Source organism: Pseudomonadota bacterium, from assembly GCA_030859565.1.
GTDB lineage: Bacteria > Pseudomonadota > Gammaproteobacteria > JACCXJ01 > JACCXJ01 > USCg-Taylor.
Map to the genome: position 1 here is coordinate 1 of JALZJW010000067.1, position 20,637 is coordinate 20,637.

21 protein-coding genes are annotated in these 20,637 nt (G+C 59.8%); 10 read left to right on the forward strand and 11 right to left on the reverse strand.

From position 1 onward, the window contains the following. The first annotated feature begins 262 nt into the window (after window positions 1–262). Window positions 263–1,219, forward strand: a complete 957-nt coding sequence (locus M3436_11280; GenBank protein ID MDQ3564686.1) for a sulfotransferase — start codon at window positions 263–265, stop codon at window positions 1,217–1,219. Window positions 1,220–1,298: 79 nt separating this feature from the next. On the opposite strand, the gene M3436_11285 is transcribed toward M3436_11280, so the two are convergent. Next, on the reverse strand, window positions 1,299–1,838 hold the full coding sequence (locus M3436_11285) for a hypothetical protein (protein MDQ3564687.1): 540 nt from the start codon (window positions 1,836–1,838) through the stop codon (window positions 1,299–1,301). Between the two features lie 224 nt (window positions 1,839–2,062). Further along, window positions 2,063–2,353, reverse strand: coding sequence for a hypothetical protein (locus M3436_11290; GenBank protein ID MDQ3564688.1), 291 nt, complete (start codon window positions 2,351–2,353; stop codon window positions 2,063–2,065). Between the two features lie 222 nt (window positions 2,354–2,575). On the opposite strand from M3436_11290, the gene M3436_11295 reads away from it, so the two are divergent. From M3436_11295 to M3436_11320, 6 genes are all read left to right on the forward strand, one after another. Further along, on the forward strand, window positions 2,576–3,673 hold the full coding sequence (locus M3436_11295; protein ID MDQ3564689.1) for a hypothetical protein: 1,098 nt from the start codon (window positions 2,576–2,578) through the stop codon (window positions 3,671–3,673). A gap of 140 nt (window positions 3,674–3,813) precedes the next feature. Beyond that, window positions 3,814–4,452 (forward strand): hypothetical protein, encoded by a 639-nt coding sequence (locus tag M3436_11300; GenBank protein ID MDQ3564690.1) that lies wholly within the window; start codon window positions 3,814–3,816, stop codon window positions 4,450–4,452. A gap of 14 nt (window positions 4,453–4,466) precedes the next feature. After that, window positions 4,467–4,649, forward strand: a complete 183-nt coding sequence (locus M3436_11305) for a hypothetical protein (GenBank protein MDQ3564691.1) — start codon at window positions 4,467–4,469, stop codon at window positions 4,647–4,649. A 36-nt stretch (window positions 4,650–4,685) separates the two neighbouring features. Continuing rightward, window positions 4,686–7,628, forward strand: a complete 2,943-nt coding sequence (gene gcvP / locus M3436_11310) for an aminomethyl-transferring glycine dehydrogenase (GenBank protein ID MDQ3564692.1) — start codon at window positions 4,686–4,688, stop codon at window positions 7,626–7,628. A gap of 59 nt (window positions 7,629–7,687) precedes the next feature. Next, window positions 7,688–8,227, forward strand: coding sequence for an ACT domain-containing protein (locus M3436_11315; GenBank protein ID MDQ3564693.1), 540 nt, complete (start codon window positions 7,688–7,690; stop codon window positions 8,225–8,227). 285 nt (window positions 8,228–8,512) lie between these two features. Then, window positions 8,513–8,887 (forward strand): hypothetical protein, encoded by a 375-nt coding sequence (locus M3436_11320; protein MDQ3564694.1) that lies wholly within the window; start codon window positions 8,513–8,515, stop codon window positions 8,885–8,887. Window positions 8,888–9,019: 132 nt separating this feature from the next. On the opposite strand, the gene grxD is transcribed toward M3436_11320, so the two are convergent. The 8 genes from grxD to M3436_11360 form a co-directional block, all read right to left on the reverse strand. Next, the gene (gene grxD / locus M3436_11325) at window positions 9,020–9,337 is read right to left on the reverse strand and encodes a Grx4 family monothiol glutaredoxin (GenBank protein ID MDQ3564695.1); all 318 of its coding nucleotides are present in this window, start codon (window positions 9,335–9,337) and stop codon (window positions 9,020–9,022) included. A gap of 308 nt (window positions 9,338–9,645) precedes the next feature. Continuing rightward, window positions 9,646–10,071 (reverse strand): aminoacyl-tRNA hydrolase, encoded by a 426-nt coding sequence (arfB, locus tag M3436_11330; protein ID MDQ3564696.1) that lies wholly within the window; start codon window positions 10,069–10,071, stop codon window positions 9,646–9,648. Further along, window positions 10,058–10,642: a hypothetical protein gene (locus M3436_11335; GenBank protein MDQ3564697.1), complete on the reverse strand. Its 585-nt coding sequence runs from the start codon at window positions 10,640–10,642 to the stop codon at window positions 10,058–10,060. Before M3436_11335 ends, arfB begins: the two co-directional genes overlap by 14 nt. Window positions 10,643–10,738: 96 nt before the next feature. Continuing rightward, window positions 10,739–12,277, reverse strand: a complete 1,539-nt coding sequence (gene dacB / locus M3436_11340; protein ID MDQ3564698.1) for a D-alanyl-D-alanine carboxypeptidase/D-alanyl-D-alanine-endopeptidase — start codon at window positions 12,275–12,277, stop codon at window positions 10,739–10,741. A gap of 265 nt (window positions 12,278–12,542) precedes the next feature. After that, window positions 12,543–13,361, reverse strand: a complete 819-nt coding sequence (locus M3436_11345; protein ID MDQ3564699.1) for an SDR family NAD(P)-dependent oxidoreductase — start codon at window positions 13,359–13,361, stop codon at window positions 12,543–12,545. A gap of 171 nt (window positions 13,362–13,532) precedes the next feature. Further along, the gene (locus M3436_11350) at window positions 13,533–14,231 is read right to left on the reverse strand and encodes a hypothetical protein (GenBank protein ID MDQ3564700.1); all 699 of its coding nucleotides are present in this window, start codon (window positions 14,229–14,231) and stop codon (window positions 13,533–13,535) included. A 58-nt stretch (window positions 14,232–14,289) separates the two neighbouring features. Further along, the gene (locus tag M3436_11355) at window positions 14,290–15,090 is read right to left on the reverse strand and encodes a hypothetical protein (GenBank protein ID MDQ3564701.1); all 801 of its coding nucleotides are present in this window, start codon (window positions 15,088–15,090) and stop codon (window positions 14,290–14,292) included. Beyond that, window positions 15,083–15,250, reverse strand: coding sequence for a dienelactone hydrolase family protein (locus M3436_11360; GenBank protein MDQ3564702.1), 168 nt, complete (start codon window positions 15,248–15,250; stop codon window positions 15,083–15,085). The genes M3436_11355 and M3436_11360 overlap by 8 nt, the downstream gene beginning before the upstream one ends. A 305-nt stretch (window positions 15,251–15,555) precedes the next feature. Here M3436_11360 and M3436_11365 point away from each other — a divergent pair, with 305 nt between their 5' ends. From M3436_11365 to M3436_11375, 3 genes are all read left to right on the forward strand, one after another. Continuing rightward, window positions 15,556–17,604 (forward strand): sodium-translocating pyrophosphatase, encoded by a 2,049-nt coding sequence (locus tag M3436_11365; GenBank protein MDQ3564703.1) that lies wholly within the window; start codon window positions 15,556–15,558, stop codon window positions 17,602–17,604. A gap of 478 nt (window positions 17,605–18,082) precedes the next feature. Then, a complete protein-coding gene (locus M3436_11370; GenBank protein MDQ3564704.1) occupies window positions 18,083–18,679 on the forward strand; it encodes a DUF5343 domain-containing protein in 597 nt (198 codons plus the stop codon). Then, window positions 18,669–19,247 carry a Swt1 family HEPN domain-containing protein gene (locus M3436_11375; GenBank protein MDQ3564705.1) on the forward strand — a complete coding sequence of 193 codons (579 nt, stop codon included), beginning with the start codon at window positions 18,669–18,671 and terminating at the stop codon, window positions 19,245–19,247. The genes M3436_11370 and M3436_11375 overlap by 11 nt, the downstream gene beginning before the upstream one ends. A 186-nt stretch (window positions 19,248–19,433) precedes the next feature. On the opposite strand, the gene M3436_11380 is transcribed toward M3436_11375, so the two are convergent. After that, a complete protein-coding gene (locus tag M3436_11380) occupies window positions 19,434–20,558 on the reverse strand; it encodes a HupE/UreJ family protein (GenBank protein MDQ3564706.1) in 1,125 nt (374 codons plus the stop codon). Window positions 20,559–20,637 lie beyond the last annotated feature (79 nt).

Here is a 20,637-nt window from a genome sequence, read left to right on the forward strand (position 1 = left end):
CTAATTGTCCGTCGTTCATGATGGTCTTCATCCTCCCATCATGAACAGTCGCCGCCTTACTTCAGACTCATCTTGTATTAGAAATAAGCCCTCCCTTCAGACTCATCTTGCATTGGAATAGACTGTAGCTTTACTTGCGTTGGCACTTGAAAATACAATTAGCCGGACGAGCGTTCGAATCCTGCGCTTTGTACCTCGCCTTATAGCGCACAGAGACGCATTGCTGGGCATGAAACTGAATTGAAGATTCTATGCCCTGAACATGGACCATAGTTCACGCAGACTTATTCTGGTTACCGGCATACCCCGAAGCGGTACAACCGCCATTGGGCAAATGTTGGCGCTGGCACCTCATGCCTACACGCTCCATGAGCCATTCAATTATCACTCCGGGCTTAGACAGATTAACGCATACTTCGAAATTCCAGGCGCGCCTTCTTTTCCATTTCAGTTGCTTGACCAGATAATATGTAACATCAAGCAGCTAGCGCTAGCGTTTAAGCTCGGAGTTTTCCCTACTGATGAAGGATTAAGACGAGTAATAAAATCGATAATTGGCGGGCGACCACTAAATTCTTATCGGCTGTTGCGACTTTACCCCGCTGTTAAGACGATAATTTGGAAGGATCCGGTGGCGTGCTTTACAGCGGATTACGTATCTAAGCAACATGATGTCGACGTGCTGGTGATGCTTCGCAATCCTTGGGCGGTTGCTGCAAGCTTCAAACGCATGGAATGGGCCTTTGATCTTAGCGATATTTTCACACGCTTAAGTCAAGCAGGTATAGACGGTCGCAACACCCTGCCGTTGATCGGGGGGCAGGTTCATAATTCGGTAGCGAATGCGGGTGTTCTCTGGGCCACAATCTATTCAGTTCTTGCGAAGTGGGCGGATACGAATACAAGGATCCACTTTGTTAACTTAGATGAGATCCTCGCTCATCCGAATTTGGCCTACGCTAGAATCTACCAGGTGCTCAATCTCGAGTGGAGCGATCGCGTTTCAAGAAAGATCAGTAAATTCTACAGGACAACAACGGATTCAATCGTACCGAAACATAAAAAAGCGCACGATCAGAATAGGGATATTCGCAAAGTGAATGATTACTGGCGAGGAATTCTTACTGAAGAAGAATGCGATTTTATCACCAATCATGTAGCGCCACACTGGGAGAAGCTTCAGAGAACTGCTGCTGGAAAGTTAGACAGGGGGCATTAAGTGATGGAACTGCTCTACGCTATCGAGAAGAGAGGAGCAGACATTATGAAATGATCCCCTCGTAATCACGCACCGGCCTTCAAGGCCAAGGTGGCTCTGGGCTCCACGCGGCGATAAGACGCTCGCCGAACTGGCCGAACGCACGACGTGCACCCCAATCAGATGACCGATGGATGGATTGGAAAAGCTTGGTTAGTGCTTCGTTAAGCCTGCGAGCGGCCTCATTATCACTGATAGTAGCGGCGATTGCGTCGAGCTGCTCGAAGGTCACGCCGGGCTTCAGAGAGTCCTTGGCCGTGGGCAATGATTTTAGTTTCTCGTAGGGCATCAGCATGTTTTTAGCAGATAGCGTTTGCGGGTTATACCCTTGGTGTCGGTGACGGTTTCGGCGAAGAAGCGCAGAACCAGCTTTCCCTGTCGCGAACGTATCCCTACCGTCTGAAGGGCGTGACGATTGATCCGCTCGTTCAAAGGCGATCCCTGCCTTGGCCACTCGCTGAGCCAACCAGTGATGTCCGTTCAAATAAACTTGCAGGCGAAACGGTGCCCAGGTGGGTACTCGAACATAACAGAGATGACTCATCTCAGTTTTTATTGCCCATCCGCCAGAATAGTACATTCAACACTTTGGTTCCGGCTATGCCGGGTAGGGAACAGTGGTTACAATGAGTTATCCTCTGCCGGTCGGTTAGGCTTGCGGGGCGCTGAGCATGCGTTTAGTCTTTGCGTGCTGTGAGCAGCCTCCCTACCGACCGATCGATCCGAAAACACCTGGGCGCCTGGTACACGCCCGGGGAAATCGTACAGCCTCTTGTCCGTTGGGCTATTCGCTCGCCGGGCGACTTAATACTCGATCCTTCCCTTGGCGATGGCCATTTTCTGGTCGAGGCCGCCCGACGCCTCCGTGAGCTCGGATCGCATGTACCAACCAAGCAGCTTAACGGTGTCGACCTCAACCCCGACGCGGTGGAGGAGTCTCGGCGGATTCTCGCGCGTGCGGAACCCACCGCATCTGCATCTAAGATAAACCTCCGAGTTGAAGATTTCTTCGCCGTTGACCCGCCAGGCGATCTCTTTCAGGGCCTTCCGGATGTCGATGCAGTCGTTGGAAATCCGCCCTACATCCGGTACCAATCGTTCACCGGGGCAAGCCGAGCACGTGCCCTGCATCGGGCTCACTGGGCAGGCGTGCAGCTCACTAGCCTATCTTCCTCCTGGGCGGCGTTTGTCGTGCACGCCTGTAGCTTCCTACGCCGCGGCGGGCGCCTAGCTCTTGTCTTGCCCGAGGAATTACTACATACCTCATACGCGGATGCAGTTCGACGGTATCTCCGAGGGGCCTTCCATACGACGGCAGTGATTAGGTTCGACGACTTCGTGTTCCCGGATTCGCAGGAGCGGGTCATCCTTCTCTGTGCGTCAGGGAAAGACCAGGCACCGCGTGGGCGGCTTGTCTTAACGAGCGTTCCGTCGCCCGCCTCCCTTACCGATCTGGACGGTCATATTGCGAGCGGTGAGTCGTTTTCAAGCACCGAACAACCGCAGAAGTGGCAACCAGCCTCTCGCGACCAAGGAACAGAAGTTCTCGACCGCTTGGCGGCGGAGGGACTGTTCGTACCGCTTCGCGAGATAGGCAAGGCCAGCATCGGTTACGTTTCCGGCGCCAATGATTACTTTGTTTTACGGCCGGGTGAAGCCCGCCGCTATGGGTTCCCTGACGATGTGCTGGTACCGACGCTGATTGCTGCAAGGCAGGTGCAGGGTGCACTGATCTCGCAGCAGGAATTCGACCAGCTGCTGACACGCGACGAAAGGTGCCTCCTGTGGAACGGGAGTGGCGCAACGGTTCCCGGTGTGGCGCGGTACATCCGCCATGGCCAATCGCAGGGCATTGAGCGCCGTTACAAGTGCCGCGTTCGGCAACCTTGGTATGTTGTCCCGGGCGTCGTGCGGCCGGATGCAGTGCTCACCTACATGGCAAACGACTTCCCTCGCCTCGCCTTAAACGAGGCGCAGGTCACTTGCTCGAACAATCTCCTAGCCGTGCAGCTTAGCGGAGTTCCCGCGCCGCTCAGACTGGCTCTGGTAGCGGCCTTCTATAATTCGGCGACCATGTTGGCGGCTGAGCGCACGGGCCGCTCCTACGGAGGCGGTGTGCTGAAGCTGGAGCCTTCGGAAGCAGACCGCCTCCTGGTTCCAGCACCCACGGTGGTTGCCCGCGGGAAGAACATTCTTTCGTCGCTTTTTGCGCAAGTAGATGGCAAGCTTAGGAAGCGCTATGCGTTGGAGCTTTTTTCGGTCATCGATGATCTCGTTTTGCGCCGGCTATGTAGGTTGAGCGAGGACGATGTTCGAGCGATCCAACGCACTCGTGTTCTGCGTCGGCTGAGTCGGAAGCCGCGAAGGGCCAACGCATTGTCGGCGGGAACGCTGGCGGGAAAGTCACTGCGGTAGAACGGGCTCACGTGGCGAGAACGCCGAGCCGGAGGGTTGCCGAAAGCGAGGGTTGCGCACCGCTCCGCGAAACATTCATTTTATGCCGGTCAGCGGGTTGGTCCCGCTGGCCCGAGGCCGAAGGTGCCTTTCTCGAAGCGATGTGGCGTTTCGATCAAAATTTTGCGGCTGGTATCGCGGACCAGGGGGACAACCAGAACGGCAAGGGCGACTTCTTTACCGATCTTCTTTGCGTCCTTCTGGAGCATTGCTCCGGAAAGGAGCTTAACTATCGCCCCGCCGTCGCCGGTCGCATCTTTCGGGGCCACGCCCTTGACGCGGCCTTTCCGGCCGAGGGCACGGTCGAGGTTTTCATCGAGACAAAGGCCTGTGGCGCGCCCAAGACAAGCCGCAACCCAAAGCAGAGAAACCCACTGGGACGCCCTGGAAGCGCAGACCTGGACAAGCGCATTAAGGAAGCCGGCATCAAGACTATCGATCTGAAAGCGGAGTGGGCCCGGCGAGTGGGAAAGGGCGGAGGTCCGACCGGTGACTTCATCACCTGGCTCCGGCGGAGCAAACCATCTTGCTACCTGCTGCTGGCAGTGCGCATCGTGGATGACCGAGACCTGAAGCACGCGATTCACATGGCCGACACCGCAAACCAGGTCATGGACGCGAGCGGGCTGTTTGCGTTCCGACCGAGAGAGAAGGGGTACGTGACATGCACTGTGCCAACGAACATCGAAATCGATCGGGTTCTGAGTCGTATCTGCGATCAGCTCAGAGCCCTGCCTTAGCTGCGAACTCGGCGATGATACACAACGGCATTCCTGCCCCGAAGCGACGCGCCCAGCAGCATGTATACGATCGCCACCCCGGTCCAGCGCGTGTTTATTCGCCCGAGCTGGTGAATACCCGCCAGGGCTTTGAGGTGGATCCCATCTATGCCGCGGCCGCGGCAACCGGCGTGGTATGGTTACGGCATAACAACTAAAATAAACAATAGCCTTTGCCGAGGAGGAGCTTTGCGATGCCGGAGCCGACGCTGTCGTTGACCGAGCTTGAGATGCACGACGATTTCATGCGCCGGCATATCGGGCCTGACCGTACGCAGTGCGCTAAAATGCTGCAAATCCTCGGTGTGCGCAGTCTCGAGGATCTGATCGACCGGGCCGTGCCGGCCAACATCCGTGCTCGGCACGCGCTGGATCTACCCCCGGCCATGAGCGAACGCGCGGCGTTGTCCTATATGCGCCGGATGCGCGAGCGCAACAAGGTTTTCGTCTCCATGCTCGGCATGGGATATCACGGTACCATCATGCCGGCGGTCATCAAGCGCAACGTGCTGGAGAACCCGAGCTGGTATACGGCCTATACGCCTTATCAAGCCGAGGTGAGCCAAGGGCGGCTCGAAGCGCTGCTCAATTTCCAACAGATGATCATCGACCTCACGGCAATGGAGATCGCGAACGCCTCATTGCTCGATGAGCCGACCGCGGCGGCCGAGGCGATGACGATGTCGCGCCGCCTCTCACGGGCGAAATCCAATGTATTCTTCATCGATCGCGATTGCCATCCCCAGACCGTTGCCGTCGTTCATACCCGCGCCCGGCCGCTCGGCATCGAAATCGTCGTGGCCGATCCCTACACCGATCTCGAACACCACGAAGCCTTCGGCGTCTTGCTTCAGTATCCCGGTTCCAGCGGTGAAATCCGGGATCCTCAGGTCGTGACAGCCGCTGCCCGCCCGAAGCAGGCGCTGGTCACCGTCGCGGCCGATCCGCTGAGCCTGGTACTGCTTAAGCCGCCGGGCGAGATGGGGGCCGATATCGTCATCGGCAGTGCGCAACGCTTCGGCGTGCCGATGGGCTACGGCGGGCCCCACGCGGCATTCTTCGCCACCCGCGATGCCTATAAGCGTTCGGTGCCGGGAAGGATCATCGGCGTGTCCGTCGACAGCCTCGGACAACCGGCTTATCGTATGGCTTTGCAAACGCGGGAGCAGCACATTCGCCGGGAAAAGGCGACCAGCAACCTCTGTACGGCCCAAGCGCTGCTGGCCAACATCGCGGGTTTTTATGCGGTCTACCACGGCCCCGAGGGCCTGAAGCGCATCGCGGACCGCGTGCACCGTCTGACCCAAATCCTCGCCGCCGGGCTCGAAAAACTCGGCTTCGAGGTCGTGACTCGCGGCTGGTTCGACACGCTTACCGTGAGGGTCCCCGGACAAGCCCGGCGCATCGGCGCGCGCGCGCGTGAGTCGCAAATCAATCTGCGCGTGTTCGAGGCCGATCACCTTGGCATCACGTTTGACGAAGCCACCACCCGCGAGCATCTGCGCAAGCTCTGGCGGGTGTTCTCGACCCAAGCCGACGCACTGCTCGACATCGAGCATTTGGATGCCGAGATCGCGGAATGCATACCGGAAGGCTTGCGGCGCCGGAGCGCTTTGCTCACCCATCCGGTCTTCAATTCCTTTCACTCCGAGACCGAGATGATGCGTTATCTACGGCGTCTCGCCGCCAAGGACATTGCTTTGGATCGCGCGATGATCCCGCTCGGTTCTTGCACCATGAAACTTAACGCCACGACCGAGATGCAAGCGCTCTCGCAACGCGAGTTCAGCGCGCTGCACCCCTTCGCGCCGCTCGATCAGACCCAAGGGTATTTGCAGCTCTTCGAGGAACTCGAGGACCGGCTTTGCCGCATCACCGGTTTCGACGCCTTCTCGCTGCAACCGAATGCCGGCTCCCAAGGCGAATATGCAGGCTTGCTCGTGATCCGCAAATACCATGAAACCCGGGGTGAGGGACATCGGAATGTCTGCTTGATCCCGGCCTCGGCCCATGGCACCAACCCGGCGAGCGCCTCCATGGCCGGGTTAAAGGTGGTGGTCGTGGCCTGTGACGAGGGGGGCAATGTGGAACTTCGCGATCTGAAGGTCAAGGCCGAGGCTTGCCGCGGCGATTTGGCCGCGCTGATGATCACCTATCCCTCCACCCACGGCGTCTTCGAGGAGGCCTTCGTAGAGATATGCCGCATTATCCACGACCACGGCGGGCAAGTGTACCTGGATGGGGCCAATCTCAACGCCCTCGTCGGCCTCAGTAAGCCCGGACTCATCGGCGCCGATGTCGCCCACATCAATCTGCACAAGACCTTCTGCATACCGCATGGCGGCGGGGGGCCCGGGGCCGGGCCCATCGGGGTGCGGGCGCATCTCTCGCCCTATCTGCCCGATCACCCCGTGGTCGGCGGCGTCAATCCCGCCGCCGGGCCCGCCGGCACCATCGGACCGATCGCCGGGGCGCCCTGGGGCTCGGCCAGCCTGATGACGATCTCCTGGGCCTACATCGCGATGATGGGCGCCGAAGGCCTCACACGCGCGACGCAAATCGCGATCCTCAACGCCAATTACATCGCCCGGCGCCTGAGTGCTTATTATTCGATCCTTTATACAGGAAAGAATAATCTGGTCGCCCACGAATGCATCATCGACGTGCGGCCGATCAAGGAGGCGACCGGCATCACGGTGGACGATATCGCCAAGCGGCTGGTCGACTACGGATTCCATGCGCCGACGATGTCGTTTCCGGTCCCCGATACCTTGATGATCGAGCCGACCGAGAGCGAGAGCAAGCGCGAGCTGGATCGTTTCTGCGAGGCCATGATCGGGATCCGCGAGGAGATCGCGGCGGTGGAACGCGGAGAAGCCGATCCGGAGAACAATGTCCTGCGCAATGCGCCCCACCCGCCGGGGCTCCTGTTAGAGGAGCCGTGGCGCTACCCCTATACCAAACAGCAGGCATTCTATCCGCTCGCGAGTCTGCGCGACGATAAGTTCTGGCCGCCCGTGGGCCGGATCGACAACGTGCGCGGGGATCGTCAATTGATCTGTACCTGCCCGCCGCTCTCCGCGTATGCCGAGCCCGCCGAAGTCACGGAAAGTGCCGTGCGTAGCAGGATCGCCTAGCAAGCCTCTGGCAGTGAGCGTCGAAATACTACAACAAAAACTTTACGGAATACACGACCATGCCGGTAATCTTAGTCCTCACCGCCACGAGCCCCGACAAACCGGGTTTGATTGATCTGCTATCGACGACCCTCGCCGCCCACGGGGCCAACTGGCAGCAAAGCCGCATGGCCACGCTCGGCGGGCAGTTCGCCGGACTGCTACAGGCGAGCGTCCCGGAAAAAAAGCTCGCCGCCCTGGAATCCGCGCTTGAGGGCCTACGCAGAGAGGGGTTGACCGTAACCATCGCGGCCGAGCCCGCCCGCCCGCCCGCCCCCGGTCTCCGCCGGGTGAAACTCGAGACGACGGGCCAAGACCGGCCCGGGATCATCAAAGAGATCGCTCACGCGCTCGCCACTCGCGGCGTCAGCATCGATGAGCTGGAATCGACATGCGCGAGCGCATCCTGGTCCGGGGAGGTGATGTTCAAGATCACCGCGGAGATCAGTGTGCCCGCGGGTGTAGCCACCGAGCAACTGTGCGCGGTGCTCGAAAACCTCGGCAACGAGTTGATGGTCGATATCGCGCTCGAAGAAGAGGGACTGCCTGCTTCACCGTAGTGACGGAGGGCGCCGCTCCTGCCGTTTCTCTACCCGCTGCATCACACGTGCTCGCTTGAGAGTCTATCTCACGGGTGGCTCGACGCGCCGGCCTCCCGTGTCGCAAAACCCGGATCGTGTTAATCTATCCAAGAATCCTGCGAAATGCGGCAGGTCAGGCCAAATAGGGTCGTCAGGGGGGGTCTATACCCTGAGCCCCCTAAGGCTCGGTACCGAACGGCCGGAGAGGCCGGCCTGTTTCGTGGAGATTTTTAATCCGTATACACGATGAAAAGGAACAGACAGATGAAGAAAAATTTTATAACCGCACTCCTCGCGGGTGCGCTCAGTCTTACCGCAACAAGTGCTTTTGCTCAAGCCGGTACTGGCCACCATGTAGATACCGTCAAGGGATTCGTTTCCGAAGCCCTAAAACACGCGAACGAGGCCTTGGGCTACGCTCAGCAGGGAAATGCTCCGGAGACCGCCACGGCCGCCCGCGCGGCGTCGGCTCAAGCCGATGAAGGCGCCGCTACTGAAAACGCCGGTATGGATATAGAGCAAGCTCAGAACAGGCTCACTACAGCGATCAAAGCGGCCGACAAAGGGGATGCCGCCGCCGCCGTGGCCCCGCTGCAAGAATCGGTTACTTTACTTACCGGGGCGCTAGATAAATTATAGAAAAAAGCACGGAAGTCCTGTCAACCTGAACGCCTCCCGCTGGTCTCAACAAGGACGTTGCGATCAGCGGATCGCTTTAACCCACTCCAGACACGCCGCCCCGCGGATCGAAGCCTCGGGAATTTTCATATGTCATTGCGTCACGGTAGCCACGGCAGCGCGGGTCATTTTCCGTAATTCGCCTTTTTCATGCAGTTCCATCACGATATCGCAACCCCCGATGAGCTCCCCATTGATGAAAATCTGGGGAAACGTCGGCCAGTTGGAATAGCGGGGCAGGTTCTGGCGGATCTCGGGTTGCGACAGTATGTCCACATGCGCGAACGCTACCTCACAGGACTTCAAGGCTTCGGCCACGCGCATCGAAAAACCGCATTGCGGGAAATCCGGCGTTCCTTTCATGAAGAGCACGATAGGATTGCTATGAATGGTCGTCTTGATTTGCTCCATGATATCCACGGGTATATACCTCTGGTCGTTCTCGGACGACGTATCGAACGTGTTAGGTTTAGCGCCTGGTTGCCGTCATTCTAAGAGCCTAACGGCCGCGATACCAGTCCCGCATCGAAACACAGACCGTACTTGTTCGCCGATCGCCGCGCCGGTCTGCGTAAGGGAAGCTCTGCAAACGTGTCGCGAGCAAGCCCAGATGCGCGAAGCCGCGGAGCGAGTCGCGAGACATATCAGGTAGATAGGCGAGCGACGAGCGAGCACGCGCCAAAGCAGATGGGCTGCGCAGTAACTTTTGCAGAGTTTCCTTAAATCTCGGCCCCCGGTTCGACATTGCGCCCGCGCTTGAGCAGACCGCGACGGCGCTTGCTTTCGAGCCGGATCCTCCGTGAGGCGCGCGTCGGTCCGGTCGCCAATCGCGGCGTTGGGATGGTCGCGGCTCGGCGGATGAGGCCCAGGAGTCGTTCGAGCGCGTCTCGCCGATTGCGCGCTTGGCTGCGATAGCGGTGGGCCTCGATCACCAACGTCGCCTCCTTGACGATGCGCCCGCGCGCGAGGTAGAACAACCGCTTGCGCAGGGTCTCCGGCAGATAAGTGGCGTTGCTGAGGTGAAAACGAAGCTGCGCCGCCGTCGCGACCTTATTGACGTTCTGACCGCCGGGTCCCGGGGCGCGCACGAACTGCCACTCGAGATCCCGCTCCCGGAGGTAGAGTGTGGGGTTAACGCGGATCACCAGCCGGTTGCCTCGATGGGTTCGATGTGTCTCGAGTGATGTCCGCGGCTACGAATTCGCTCAATTGCTTAAGCAGCGAATGAATATTTTCTCTCACCGATCCTTCATGCGCTTTGCGTACCCGGCTCACGCCGTACAGCGCCTCGGCGAGAGACGCGTCATAGGTCGAGATCACCCGCCGTTGCCACAGTTCCTTTTCGCTCAAGCCATCCACGATCCGATATTCGACCTTCAACACCGAGCGCATCGACGGGCCCGGGACCACGTTTTGAAACACAATCTTGGGATAAAGCACATAATCGCCGTGCAGGTCGATAAACACGATGCGAAATAGTCCTGATTTTTCAAGCGCGACCGTCAGGGCCTTCCGAAACCCTTCGTTATCGATCATCGAGGTCATGAAAAAACTGGTCTCTTCGCCGCCCCGTGCCCGCAAGATGGCGATCGTTTTTGGGCCGGAGACGTACGACGCGGTGTTGATGTCAGGCACCATTGCCGGGACTTCCGGTCCCTGTGCACAGCCCGTGTCAAGCACCGCGAGGATCAGAAGGAAACGCTTCACTCGTTGCATACTGAGTTTTGACTGCTTGCGGTTAAGGCAAGAATCGACTGGCGCCGGAATCGCCGCTGGCATGGCTCCTGAATGCGGTGTACGGGCGATTGGGTTCTACCGCGTCGCTTGCCGGGTCACGGATCGCGGGATTTGGGGCCCTCCCTCATAGACCCAGCGGAGCAGCGCGTCCTGGGCCGCGCCGCCCGCCCCGGCGTTGCGGTGATTGATGAGGCAGACGACCGTGATCGTGCGCCCCAACCGGTCGTGCACATAACCGGCAATGGCTTTGACGCCGCGCAGACTGCCGGTTTTTATGTGGGCATGACCCGCGACGCCCGTGTACCGCAACCGCCGGCGCATGGTTCCGTCCACGGAGGCGATAGGCAGGGAGGATACGAATTCCGGCATCAACGGACTGCGGTACGCGGCGAGCAACAGTTTGCCCATCTCGCGGGCCGTGATGCGCTCCGTTCGCGACAGCCCCGAGCCGTTTTCCAGGATGGCCATTTGCGGATCCAAGCCTTGTTCGAGTACCCAATCATGCATCGACTGTTGCGACTTCACCAAGGTCGCCGGCGCTTGCCGAGCAGCCGCACCAAAGGTAAGGAACAACTGCCGCGCCATCACGTTGTTGCTGAACTTGTTGATGTCGCGCACGATCTCGGCGAGCGGCGGGGATTCGCTTGCGGCCAGAAGCTCGGCGCGCGCCGGGACTGGGCCCTCGCGCACGCGGCCGTGGATCGCGCCCCCGAGATCACCCCATATGTCCTTGAATACGCCATGGACGTACTGCGGGTGGCCCAAGACAGCGGTGTAATACTCGGCGTCGCCGCAGGCCGCGGCGTAGCGTCCGTGGACCGTCACCCTTACCTGCGCGGCATCGCCGCGGACGGCGATCGACGGGCCGCCGCGGCACGGCCCGCGCGCGGCGCCGAGCCGGTTGACGAGCTGCAACTGCGGGGGATTCGGATCGCTGACCACGCGCACGGCGCCGGCGCTCGTCGGCAACAACCGGATCTGTACGGATTTGAAGTTCAACAGCAAGGCATCGGGTCCGGTGTTATACGGGCTGAAAGGCTGGTGATCGAACTGGCCGGGATCATCCTCCGGGATCCCGAAGTAGCTGCGGTCGAGCACCAAGTCCCCGCGGATCACGCGAATTCCGCGTTGCCGGACGGTGCGCAGCAGGAGCCAAAACCGTTCCAAGGTCAGCTTGGGATCGCCGTAGCCCTTAATGATGAGATCCCCCTCGAACACATCGCCTTGGGTACGGCCCGAGCCGTAGATTTCGGTCTTCCAGGTGTAGGCGGGACCGAGCCGATCGAGTGCCGCGAAGGTCGTGAGAAGCTTAACCGTCGAGGCGGGATTCATTGGCGTTTGTGCCGACCATTCGAGCAACGGCTCCCGGGTGGCCGTGTCTTGCACGAAGATCCCGGCGCTCGCGGTTGGGATGTTGGCCCGCTGTAGCGCTTGCATGACCGCGGGCGGTAACGCGTGCGGACTCGTTTGCGCGAGGACTGAAGCGGGCGCGAGCAAGGCAGACAAAACGGTGAGCATGATCAGCCGTACCGGGTAACGCAAGCGGGTACGCCGGTATACGTGACGCTCCGCGTGCTGAGCTGAGCCCGGCGGCACCCGAGAGGTCTTATACATAGCGACGCATGCTAATTCGTATCGTTAGCGACCAATCATCCGACAGCGTCATTCCCGCGGAAGCGGGAATCCAGTGCGGAGCTAAGTGTTCCTGGATGCCAGCTTTCGCTCTGGCATGACGAGGCTCGATTTTCGGATGCGCAATTACTCTTGACGTTATGTATAGTCACGTTGCTCCGCGATCACGCGGTCCATTTTCTATGCTCGTATCTTGCTCCCCAGTTGTCACGCTATCGCAGCGCTCCCGAAATCAGGAAATCGCTCGCTAGGCAGGCGAGGGATGCCAACCCGCATCGGCCCACAGCTCCCCGCTCACCGCGGAGTTGGTGATCATAAAGCAAATCGCGTCCGCGATCTCTTGCGGCCGGATCAACCGCCCCAACTGGGTCTCGGGGAGAACGTATTTCTGGATGTACTCCTCGCCGAGGGCGCGGACCATGGGGGTATCGGTGAAGCCGGGGTGAATCACGCTGCAACGGACGCCGTGAAAGATGGCTTCCTTCATCAAGGTCGCCGCCGCTCCTTCCAGACCGGCCTTCGATGCGGCGTAAGCGATCTGGCCCTTGTTGCCCTGCGAGGAGATCGATCCGATGAAGATGACGACCCCCTGCATGCCTTCCTGGGGTTGCCAGCGCTTCAAACCCATGCGGTAACGCGCCTCGGCGGCGCGCGCCACCATCTCAAGCGACCAGTAGACCGGGGCGAAGAGATCAACCTCCGTCACCAGCCGGAATTTCTCCAGCGGATAGATTTCGGCCTTGCCGGTCTCTTTGTTCATCTTGACCGCTAGGGCGTCGCGGGTGATGCCGGCGGCCGGGACGCAGATAGTCACCATGCCATGCTGTTCGCTCACGGCGTCGAATACCCGGCGGCGGAAATCGTCGTCGGTCACATTCCCGCAGAAGGCATGCGCCACCGTTTTGCCGAGGTCTTTGTTGATCTCCTCCGCGGTTCTAAACGCCTCTTCGGTGAGATCGACCAATGCGACCGCCTTGGCGCCCCGGAGCGCGAGCTCAAACCCGACGGCCTTACCGATGCCGCTGGCTCCGCCCGTCACGAGTGCTACTTTATCTTTAATTTCCATTGCATCCTCCGACACTAAACATCGAGTTGGAACGAGAGCGTCCGGGGATAGGGGTTCCCCGGCGCCGTTCGGTTGTGCAATTCTAGCGCCAGGATTGTGCGGCGCACAATGATTATTTAACCGCGCCCATGCCGTCCCGTGCATTACCGTGGCTCACTGGCCCACTTCTGACTACGGCGGGGAGGCGAGTGTCAGTCTCGGGCGGAGGATAGGGCCGAACGCCACCCAGTCGACTCGAAGCAATCTGCCTTTCCACTCAAGATACGCCTGAATCGCGTCGGCGAGGAGCGCGATTCCCGTCATTTCCAGGATTTCTTCGACCGTCACGTAAACGGCGAAGACGACGGTCAGTCTTCCGTGCAACTCCGCTTCGCGTCCCCCCAACATTTCGCAGCCAACAGCTCCTGCCAGGAAGACTGCTCCGGCCGTAACGAACAGCGCCGCGACGCGTCTCGGGAGCCCGAACAGAAACCTGAGATAGACTGCGCCGAAGCCGATTGCGAAGAGGCCGTACGGGATGATCCAGGCGTAGTAGAGCACGCCGGAGGTCTTCAGCGCCGCCCGCAGCGGTTCGATCGTGCGTTCGTGAATGCGGAGCGCTTCGTCGATCGCAAGCCATGCGAAGACGACGGCAAGTCCCATCCAGTAGGCCCAAAAGGACGCGGCCTCTTCGCGTTCCGCGACGGCGATCCTGAAGAACGCCATCGCGCACGCGGCGAGGCTCAGCGCCGAGTAGAGCGTCGGAACGTTCCTCTCGCGGCCGATGTGGAACAGCGGCACGAATCCGTAAGCCCACGAATCGCCGGGCAGGAAGACGAACGCTTGCGTTACGAGGTGGAACGCCACAAGCGTCAGGATGGCCCCGGCCATCCACCGTCTCGTTTGCCGCCTTGAGAGAGTCATTGCCATGCAAGAAGTCGGCGTGCGGTTAACCAGTGTCGCGCGCCGGAGGCGATGGGCATACGCGTACCGGGACAGGCTGCAGGCGCCGGAATGCGGTGCTGCAGAAGGTGATGAATCGCGCCAGGATGGGAGCGCCGAACAGCGCGATTGTGTCGAGGAAGCAATACCCGGCGGCGATACCGCTCGGCGGATTGGCTTGGGGAAGATGGCCCCAAGAGGGCCAATGCACCGCCCAGGCCCAGGCGCCCGAATAGGTACCCACGATCTCCAAGTAACTCGTGATATAGAAGGCCGCGATGTACAGAAGCGGCGAGCGCCCCAGAAGAAAAAAGGCGCAGAACACCAGGAATAACACCGCCCCGCCCGTATCGGCGCGTTCGGCGTAGGTCACACCCCATAAGGCCCAGCACGCCCCGATCACGAGCGTTACGCGCGCGATGAGCGTGCCGTAGCGCTCGAAGAGCGCGGATCGGGCAAGCGCCACGGCCGTCAAATACACCATACCGTGACCGGGCGGGACATAGGCGGGAACATTGTCGAACCGATAGGTGTAGATATGGTAGAGGGGCGCGAAGGAATACTCGCACAGCGTCGCCACCGCGACGGCCACCGCGACCTGTATGCGAATGGCTGGGGATTCGAATTGCAAGAGCCCGAATAAAAAGCACCACGCGATGGCGCCCAGGAAATACTGCTCGATACGAGTGCAGTCCGCGTCGAGGTAGAGCCCGATGGAGACACAAAAAACTACGATGGCGGCGATCGCGAGGTCGCGTTTGCTCTGCGCTAGGACCGCCCCGGCGCCGGGGTCGTATGTTCTAATCACGCGCTGAGAGTTTGTGTGCCACGCCCTTGATCTGCTGGTTAACACCCCACCATTCCTGGATCACCACGATGCCCGGCGCGCTATCGCCCGCCGCGGCGCTCACATAGTACCCGCTTGAGGCCCTTCCGTCCGGCCGAGTAAAGGCCACGGTGTGTCCCATGGTCGTAATCTCAATAGTTATGCCGTCTTTCAGATTACAGAAAGAACCTAGCCTTCGGCAACCGCCTTTTAACGTCGATCATAATCCATTACTATTTACCGCATAATCCTACGGGGCGGGCAGCCCCTTTTTTAATGCCATAACAACTGGGGAGTCCTCACATGCAAGTTGCTAGCGCGGTAAAAGAAATAGCCCTCGAAGTGCGCCAGGAAGGACAAAGCTTCCTACAGACATTGCTAAGCAATCGCCACTATCTGACTATCGCGGGGGGCATCGCCGCGGCGATACTGCTACTGAGCTTGTTGCTGGGATCATTGTCGCTCGCCTTCGCGCTGGTTTGCGGCGGCCTGGCCATCGCTTACGGCGCCTGGTCGGTGCAATGGATCCTGTTGCAACCCGAAGGCTCCGAACGGATGCGCGAGATTGGCGCGGCTATTCAGCAAGGGGCATCGGCCTATCTCAATCGCCAATACACGACCATCGCCAAGGTCGGGGCCGGATTGTTTCTCCTCATTGGGATCGTGCTCGACTGGAAAACAGCCTTCGGCTTCTTGCTCGGAGCGGTGCTCTCGGGCGCGACGGGCTACATCGGCATGAACATCTCCGTGCGCGCCAATCTGCGCACCGCCGAAGCGGCGAAAAGCGGTCTAAACCCCGCTTTGACCCTGGCGTTTCGAGGCGGCGCCATCACCGGACTCTTGGTCGTGGGCCTCGGGCTATTAGGCGTGGCCGGTTATTACGCTCTGCTCGCGGCGCTCGCCCCCGAGGGTGCGACGGTGGACCTTGCCCCGCTCGTCGGTTTAGGCTTCGGCGGTTCCTTGATCTCGATCTTCGCGCGCTTGGGCGGCGGCATCTTCACCAAGGGCGCTGATGTCGGCGCAGATCTGGTCGGCAAGGTCGAGGCCGGGATCCCGGAAGATGATCCCAGGAATCCCGCCGTTATCGCGGATAACGTGGGGGATAATGTCGGCGACTGCGCGGGTATGGCGGCCGATCTCTTCGAGACCTATGCCGTCACCGTAATCGCTACCATGCTGCTCGGGACGTTGCTGGTGAAAAGCGCCACAGTGGACGCGGTGCTCTATCCGCTCGCACTCGGGGGGGTGTCGATCATCGCCTCGATCATCGGCACCTTTTTCGTCAAGGCCACGGAAGGCGGCAAGATCATGGACGCCCTCTACCGCGGATTGATCGTCGCGGGCGGGATCGCGGCGGTCGCCTTTCTACCCGTCACGATATTCATGATGTGGAGCGTGGACGAATACAACGTCATCGCCTTGTATCTGTCCTCCCTCGTGGGTCTGGCGCTCACGGGGGCGCTGGTCCGGGTCACGGAATACTATACGGGCACCCAGTATGCGCCGGTGCGCCATATCGCGGAAGCCTCGACCACTGGACATGCGACCAATATCATCGCCGGGCTTGCGGTTTCGATGAAGGCGACGGCGCTCCCCGTTCTGGCCGTCTGCGCGAGCATTTTCCTCGCCTATGCCTTCGCCGGCATCTACGGGATCGCGATCGCCGCGACCAGCATGCTGTCGATGACCGGCATCATCGTGGCCCTCGACGCTTATGGTCCCATCACCGACAACGCCGGCGGCATCGCCGAGATGGCCGATCTCCCGCCCGAGGTGCGCGGGATCACCGATCCGCTCGATGCCGTCGGAAACACGACCAAGGCCGTGACCAAGGGGTATGCCATCGGTTCGGCGGGACTCGCGGCGTTGGTGTTGTTCGCTGACTATACCCACAGCTTGGAGCACGCCGGGATGAAGATAAGCTTCGATCTCTCGGATCCGGCGGTGATTATCGGTCTTTTCATCGGGGGTCTCGTCCCCTACCTCTTCGCCGCGATGGCCATGGAGGCCGTCGGGCGGGCCGCGGGCTCCGTGGTCTTGGAGGTGCGGCGGCAATTCCGCGAGATCCCGGGGATCATGGAGGGCACCGCGAAGCCCGATTACTCCACGGCCGTGGACCTGCTGACCCGGGCCGCCATCAAGGAGATGATCGTCCCCTCGCTGCTGCCGGTTTTGGTGCCGATCGCCGTGGCCTTGGGGCTCGGTTTGCTGATGGGGGGCGATGCGGGTCCCAAGGCGCTTGGGGGTCTACTGCTCGGCACCATCGTCACCGGGATCTTCGTGGCCATCTCGATGACCGTCGGGGGCGGCGCCTGGGACAACGCCAAGAAGTATATCGAGGACGGCCATCACGGGGGCAAGGGTTCAGACGCCCACAAGGCGGCGGTGACGGGTGACACCGTGGGCGATCCTTACAAAGACACGGCCGGCCCTGCGATCAACCCGCTCATCAAGATCATCAACATCGTGGCCTTGATGATCGTTCCTCTCCTTTAGGGCAGAAGTGGCTACGCCGTGCGCCTTTCCGACAGGGATGGCGGGATTCCGATCCCAGGGACGGGGATGTCAACGACGGGTTCGAACAGAGATACCTCGGCTCCCATAGCGAGAGCAACGGTAATTAGCAACAGATAAGGGCGATGCAGCCGAGTGCCGGGAGATCATTCATGAGGACATGTTCACAGTCCTTGACGGCGATAAGCTATTTTGCGCGCATCGAGAAAGAGCGTCGTGATACAACACGGCGGGGGTAGCAAGACCCCGTGTTCCACTTGGCTTGCAGTCTTTCCCCGGCCGTTCATGCGGCCCAAAGGATAATAAAGTGCTTGAACGTCAAGGAATATTTCCTATCCTTAGGGGGGCCCCGCCGTGTGATAACGCGGCCGATGGGCCGATCATTTGATGTTAGACGGCACTAATTGTAGGGGAGCCTCAATGCCACTGACGAACAAGTACACCGTAGCGATCCAGCCGTCTGCCGGAGCTATTCGAGAAGGTCCGCGACGGTCAAGCTCCGGAGCAATTTACCCAGCAACTGCTCAAGGATTGGGGCTTCTCCTCGTCCAACGACCGCGTGATGCTTCCAATGCTAAAGGATCTTGGTTTCCTGTCGCCGGACGGAAAACCGACGACCCGGTATCACGACTACCGAGATCATTCAAGGTCGAAAGCTGTAATGGCGGAGGCGCTTCGAGATGCATACGGTGACATCTTTCTCATAAAGGAACATCCAACTGATGCAGACAAGGCGGCAATACAGGGCAAGTTCAAGAGCTTTCATAACGTGAGCGATCACGTTGCTTCGCTGATGACGAAGACCTTCTACTCGCTGCTTAAGTTGTCTGACCTCAAAACCGCACCAGCAAAGAAAGCCACCAAGATCACCGAAACGGGCAGCGACGAAGGCAAAACTAAGGCGCCGCCTGAGAAGAAAGAAGACGACGAGAAGACTCGCCGCACTCACCCTCCGGGTCTGCACTACAACATCCAGATTCATCTACCAGCATCGAAGGACGTTGAGGTTTACAACGCGATCTTTAAGTCGCTTCGGGACCACCTACTTGAAGAGTAAGGACTTACGAGACTTTTTGTTCCGGGGATTGATGTTCGAGTCCGAGGCGTCGAAGTTCCAGGGCGCGGGAATTCAGGTCGGAGCGGATCTCGCCGACGCAGAAGACAAACTACTGGCTGAAGCTCTGTCACCGTTCGGCGTATCTCGTCGGAATCAAGCCCTTGAGACGGCGCGTCTCTACGCAGTGCTCTATTGCTTCGAGAACGAAGTTCGTGAATTTGTTCGAGAGACCCTTAGAGAGAAAGTCGGCGAGAACTGGTCGGCGGAAATTCCGAACAAGATTCGCGAGCATGCAGAGAGTCGCATTGCTGCCGCAGCCAAGGACTCGTGGCTGGAAGGCGAAAGGACCGATCTCCTAGGCTTCATCGAGTTTGGTCATCTGGCTCAGATCATCATAGACAAATGGGAACATTTCCAAGTAATTCCCTCACAGCATTGGCTGAAACAGCGCATGGACGAAATGGAGAAGGTGCGCCACTTCATCGCACACAACCGCATGTTGCTGCCGAGCGAATTCCAGAGGCTCTACATGTACATAGCTGACTGGAATCGCGTTGTAGGTCTTTGAGTTGCAAAGTCGAAGAGCAACAGTTTTCACGCAGCTGCCGTCTAACCAGCAAGCGTAGGCTACGCGGGCTGAGCGATGCCGTTGAGATAGTGACGGCCGATGATTGTGAGGACTCGAAGCCCCAAGAGCACACTTGCCTCTCCATGCTAGGTTTTGTACTGAGCAGGCCGCTCACTATCGTTGAGGCTAGCTCCCCAGAATTTCCAGATTGAATCCACGCTCGACGAACCACAGGAAGCCAAGCAGGGCGATCGCTGACGATCCGAGACCGAGGACAAGCTGGCGGTAGGCCCGCGTCGCGCGCGCGCTAAAAGCCAAGGGCAGGAAGGCGCTCACGATCACGAGCTGTCCAAGCTCGACACCGAGATTGAACCCGAGCAGGGCCAGCACGCGCCCGCCGGCCGGCAGGCCGAGGTCCCCGAGCACATTTGCGAAGCCCAGGCCATGAATCAGGCCGAAGATTAGCGCCAGAGACCAGCGCTGGCGATACGCGACCGGATAGAGATTATTGAGCGCCGACACGATGATCGAAGCGGCGATGGCGGTTTCGACCCAGCGCGAGGGCAGCTTCAGGGTTCCGAGCGCCGCGAGGCTGAGCGTGACGGAATGCGCCAAGGTGAAGGCCGTGACGATCTTTACGACATCGAGGAAAGCGGCCCGAAAATCATCGGCCTGGACCCAGATCCGCCCACGGCGATGTAAAACCGCTGGCAGCAACAAGCTGAGCAGGAACAACACATGGTCGTAGCCCATCCAGATGTGCCACACCCCCTCGCGGCCGTAGGCCAGAAATCCATCCAGCGAGTGCAGCGATCCCAGGGAAAAAGATTGGCGCGGGCGCGAGGGACTGAAGATTGCCGGCTGGGTACTCCCGCGGTAGGTGAGACGCAGCAGCCCGCGGTGCGCCGCATCGAGATCGAAGAGCAAGTCATAATGGATTTGAACATCCGTGGCGCTGGGCGGACAGGTAAGCTCGAACTTCAAAACGGCATAGGCGCCGTCGTTATGATGATCGATGAGCTGCCGCTCGCCCCGCGGTGTGCATTGGCCATCGCCGCTCCCAAAACGCAGGTGCGGCATGGCGTAGTCCCGAATCATTCGTAGGCGAGCGCGGACCTCGCCCCAGGTGATTGCCCCATCGCCGTCGCCATCGAGGCCGATGGCAAAATCCAGATCGCGTAACGCGATGTCCCACCGCACTTCGATGCGTTCATCGCCCACTTGCACGTCCAGGTAGCTGTCGCTGGCCTTATGCGCCCAGGCCTGCCCGGTCAGGGCGAGTAACAGGCATCCAACGACCAGGCGTTGCATCTCAGAGCTTGTGAAGAAATCGTAGCGAGCACGCCCGCCCGCGAGGCGCGCGGCGCGCAGGAACCGCAGGGTATAATGG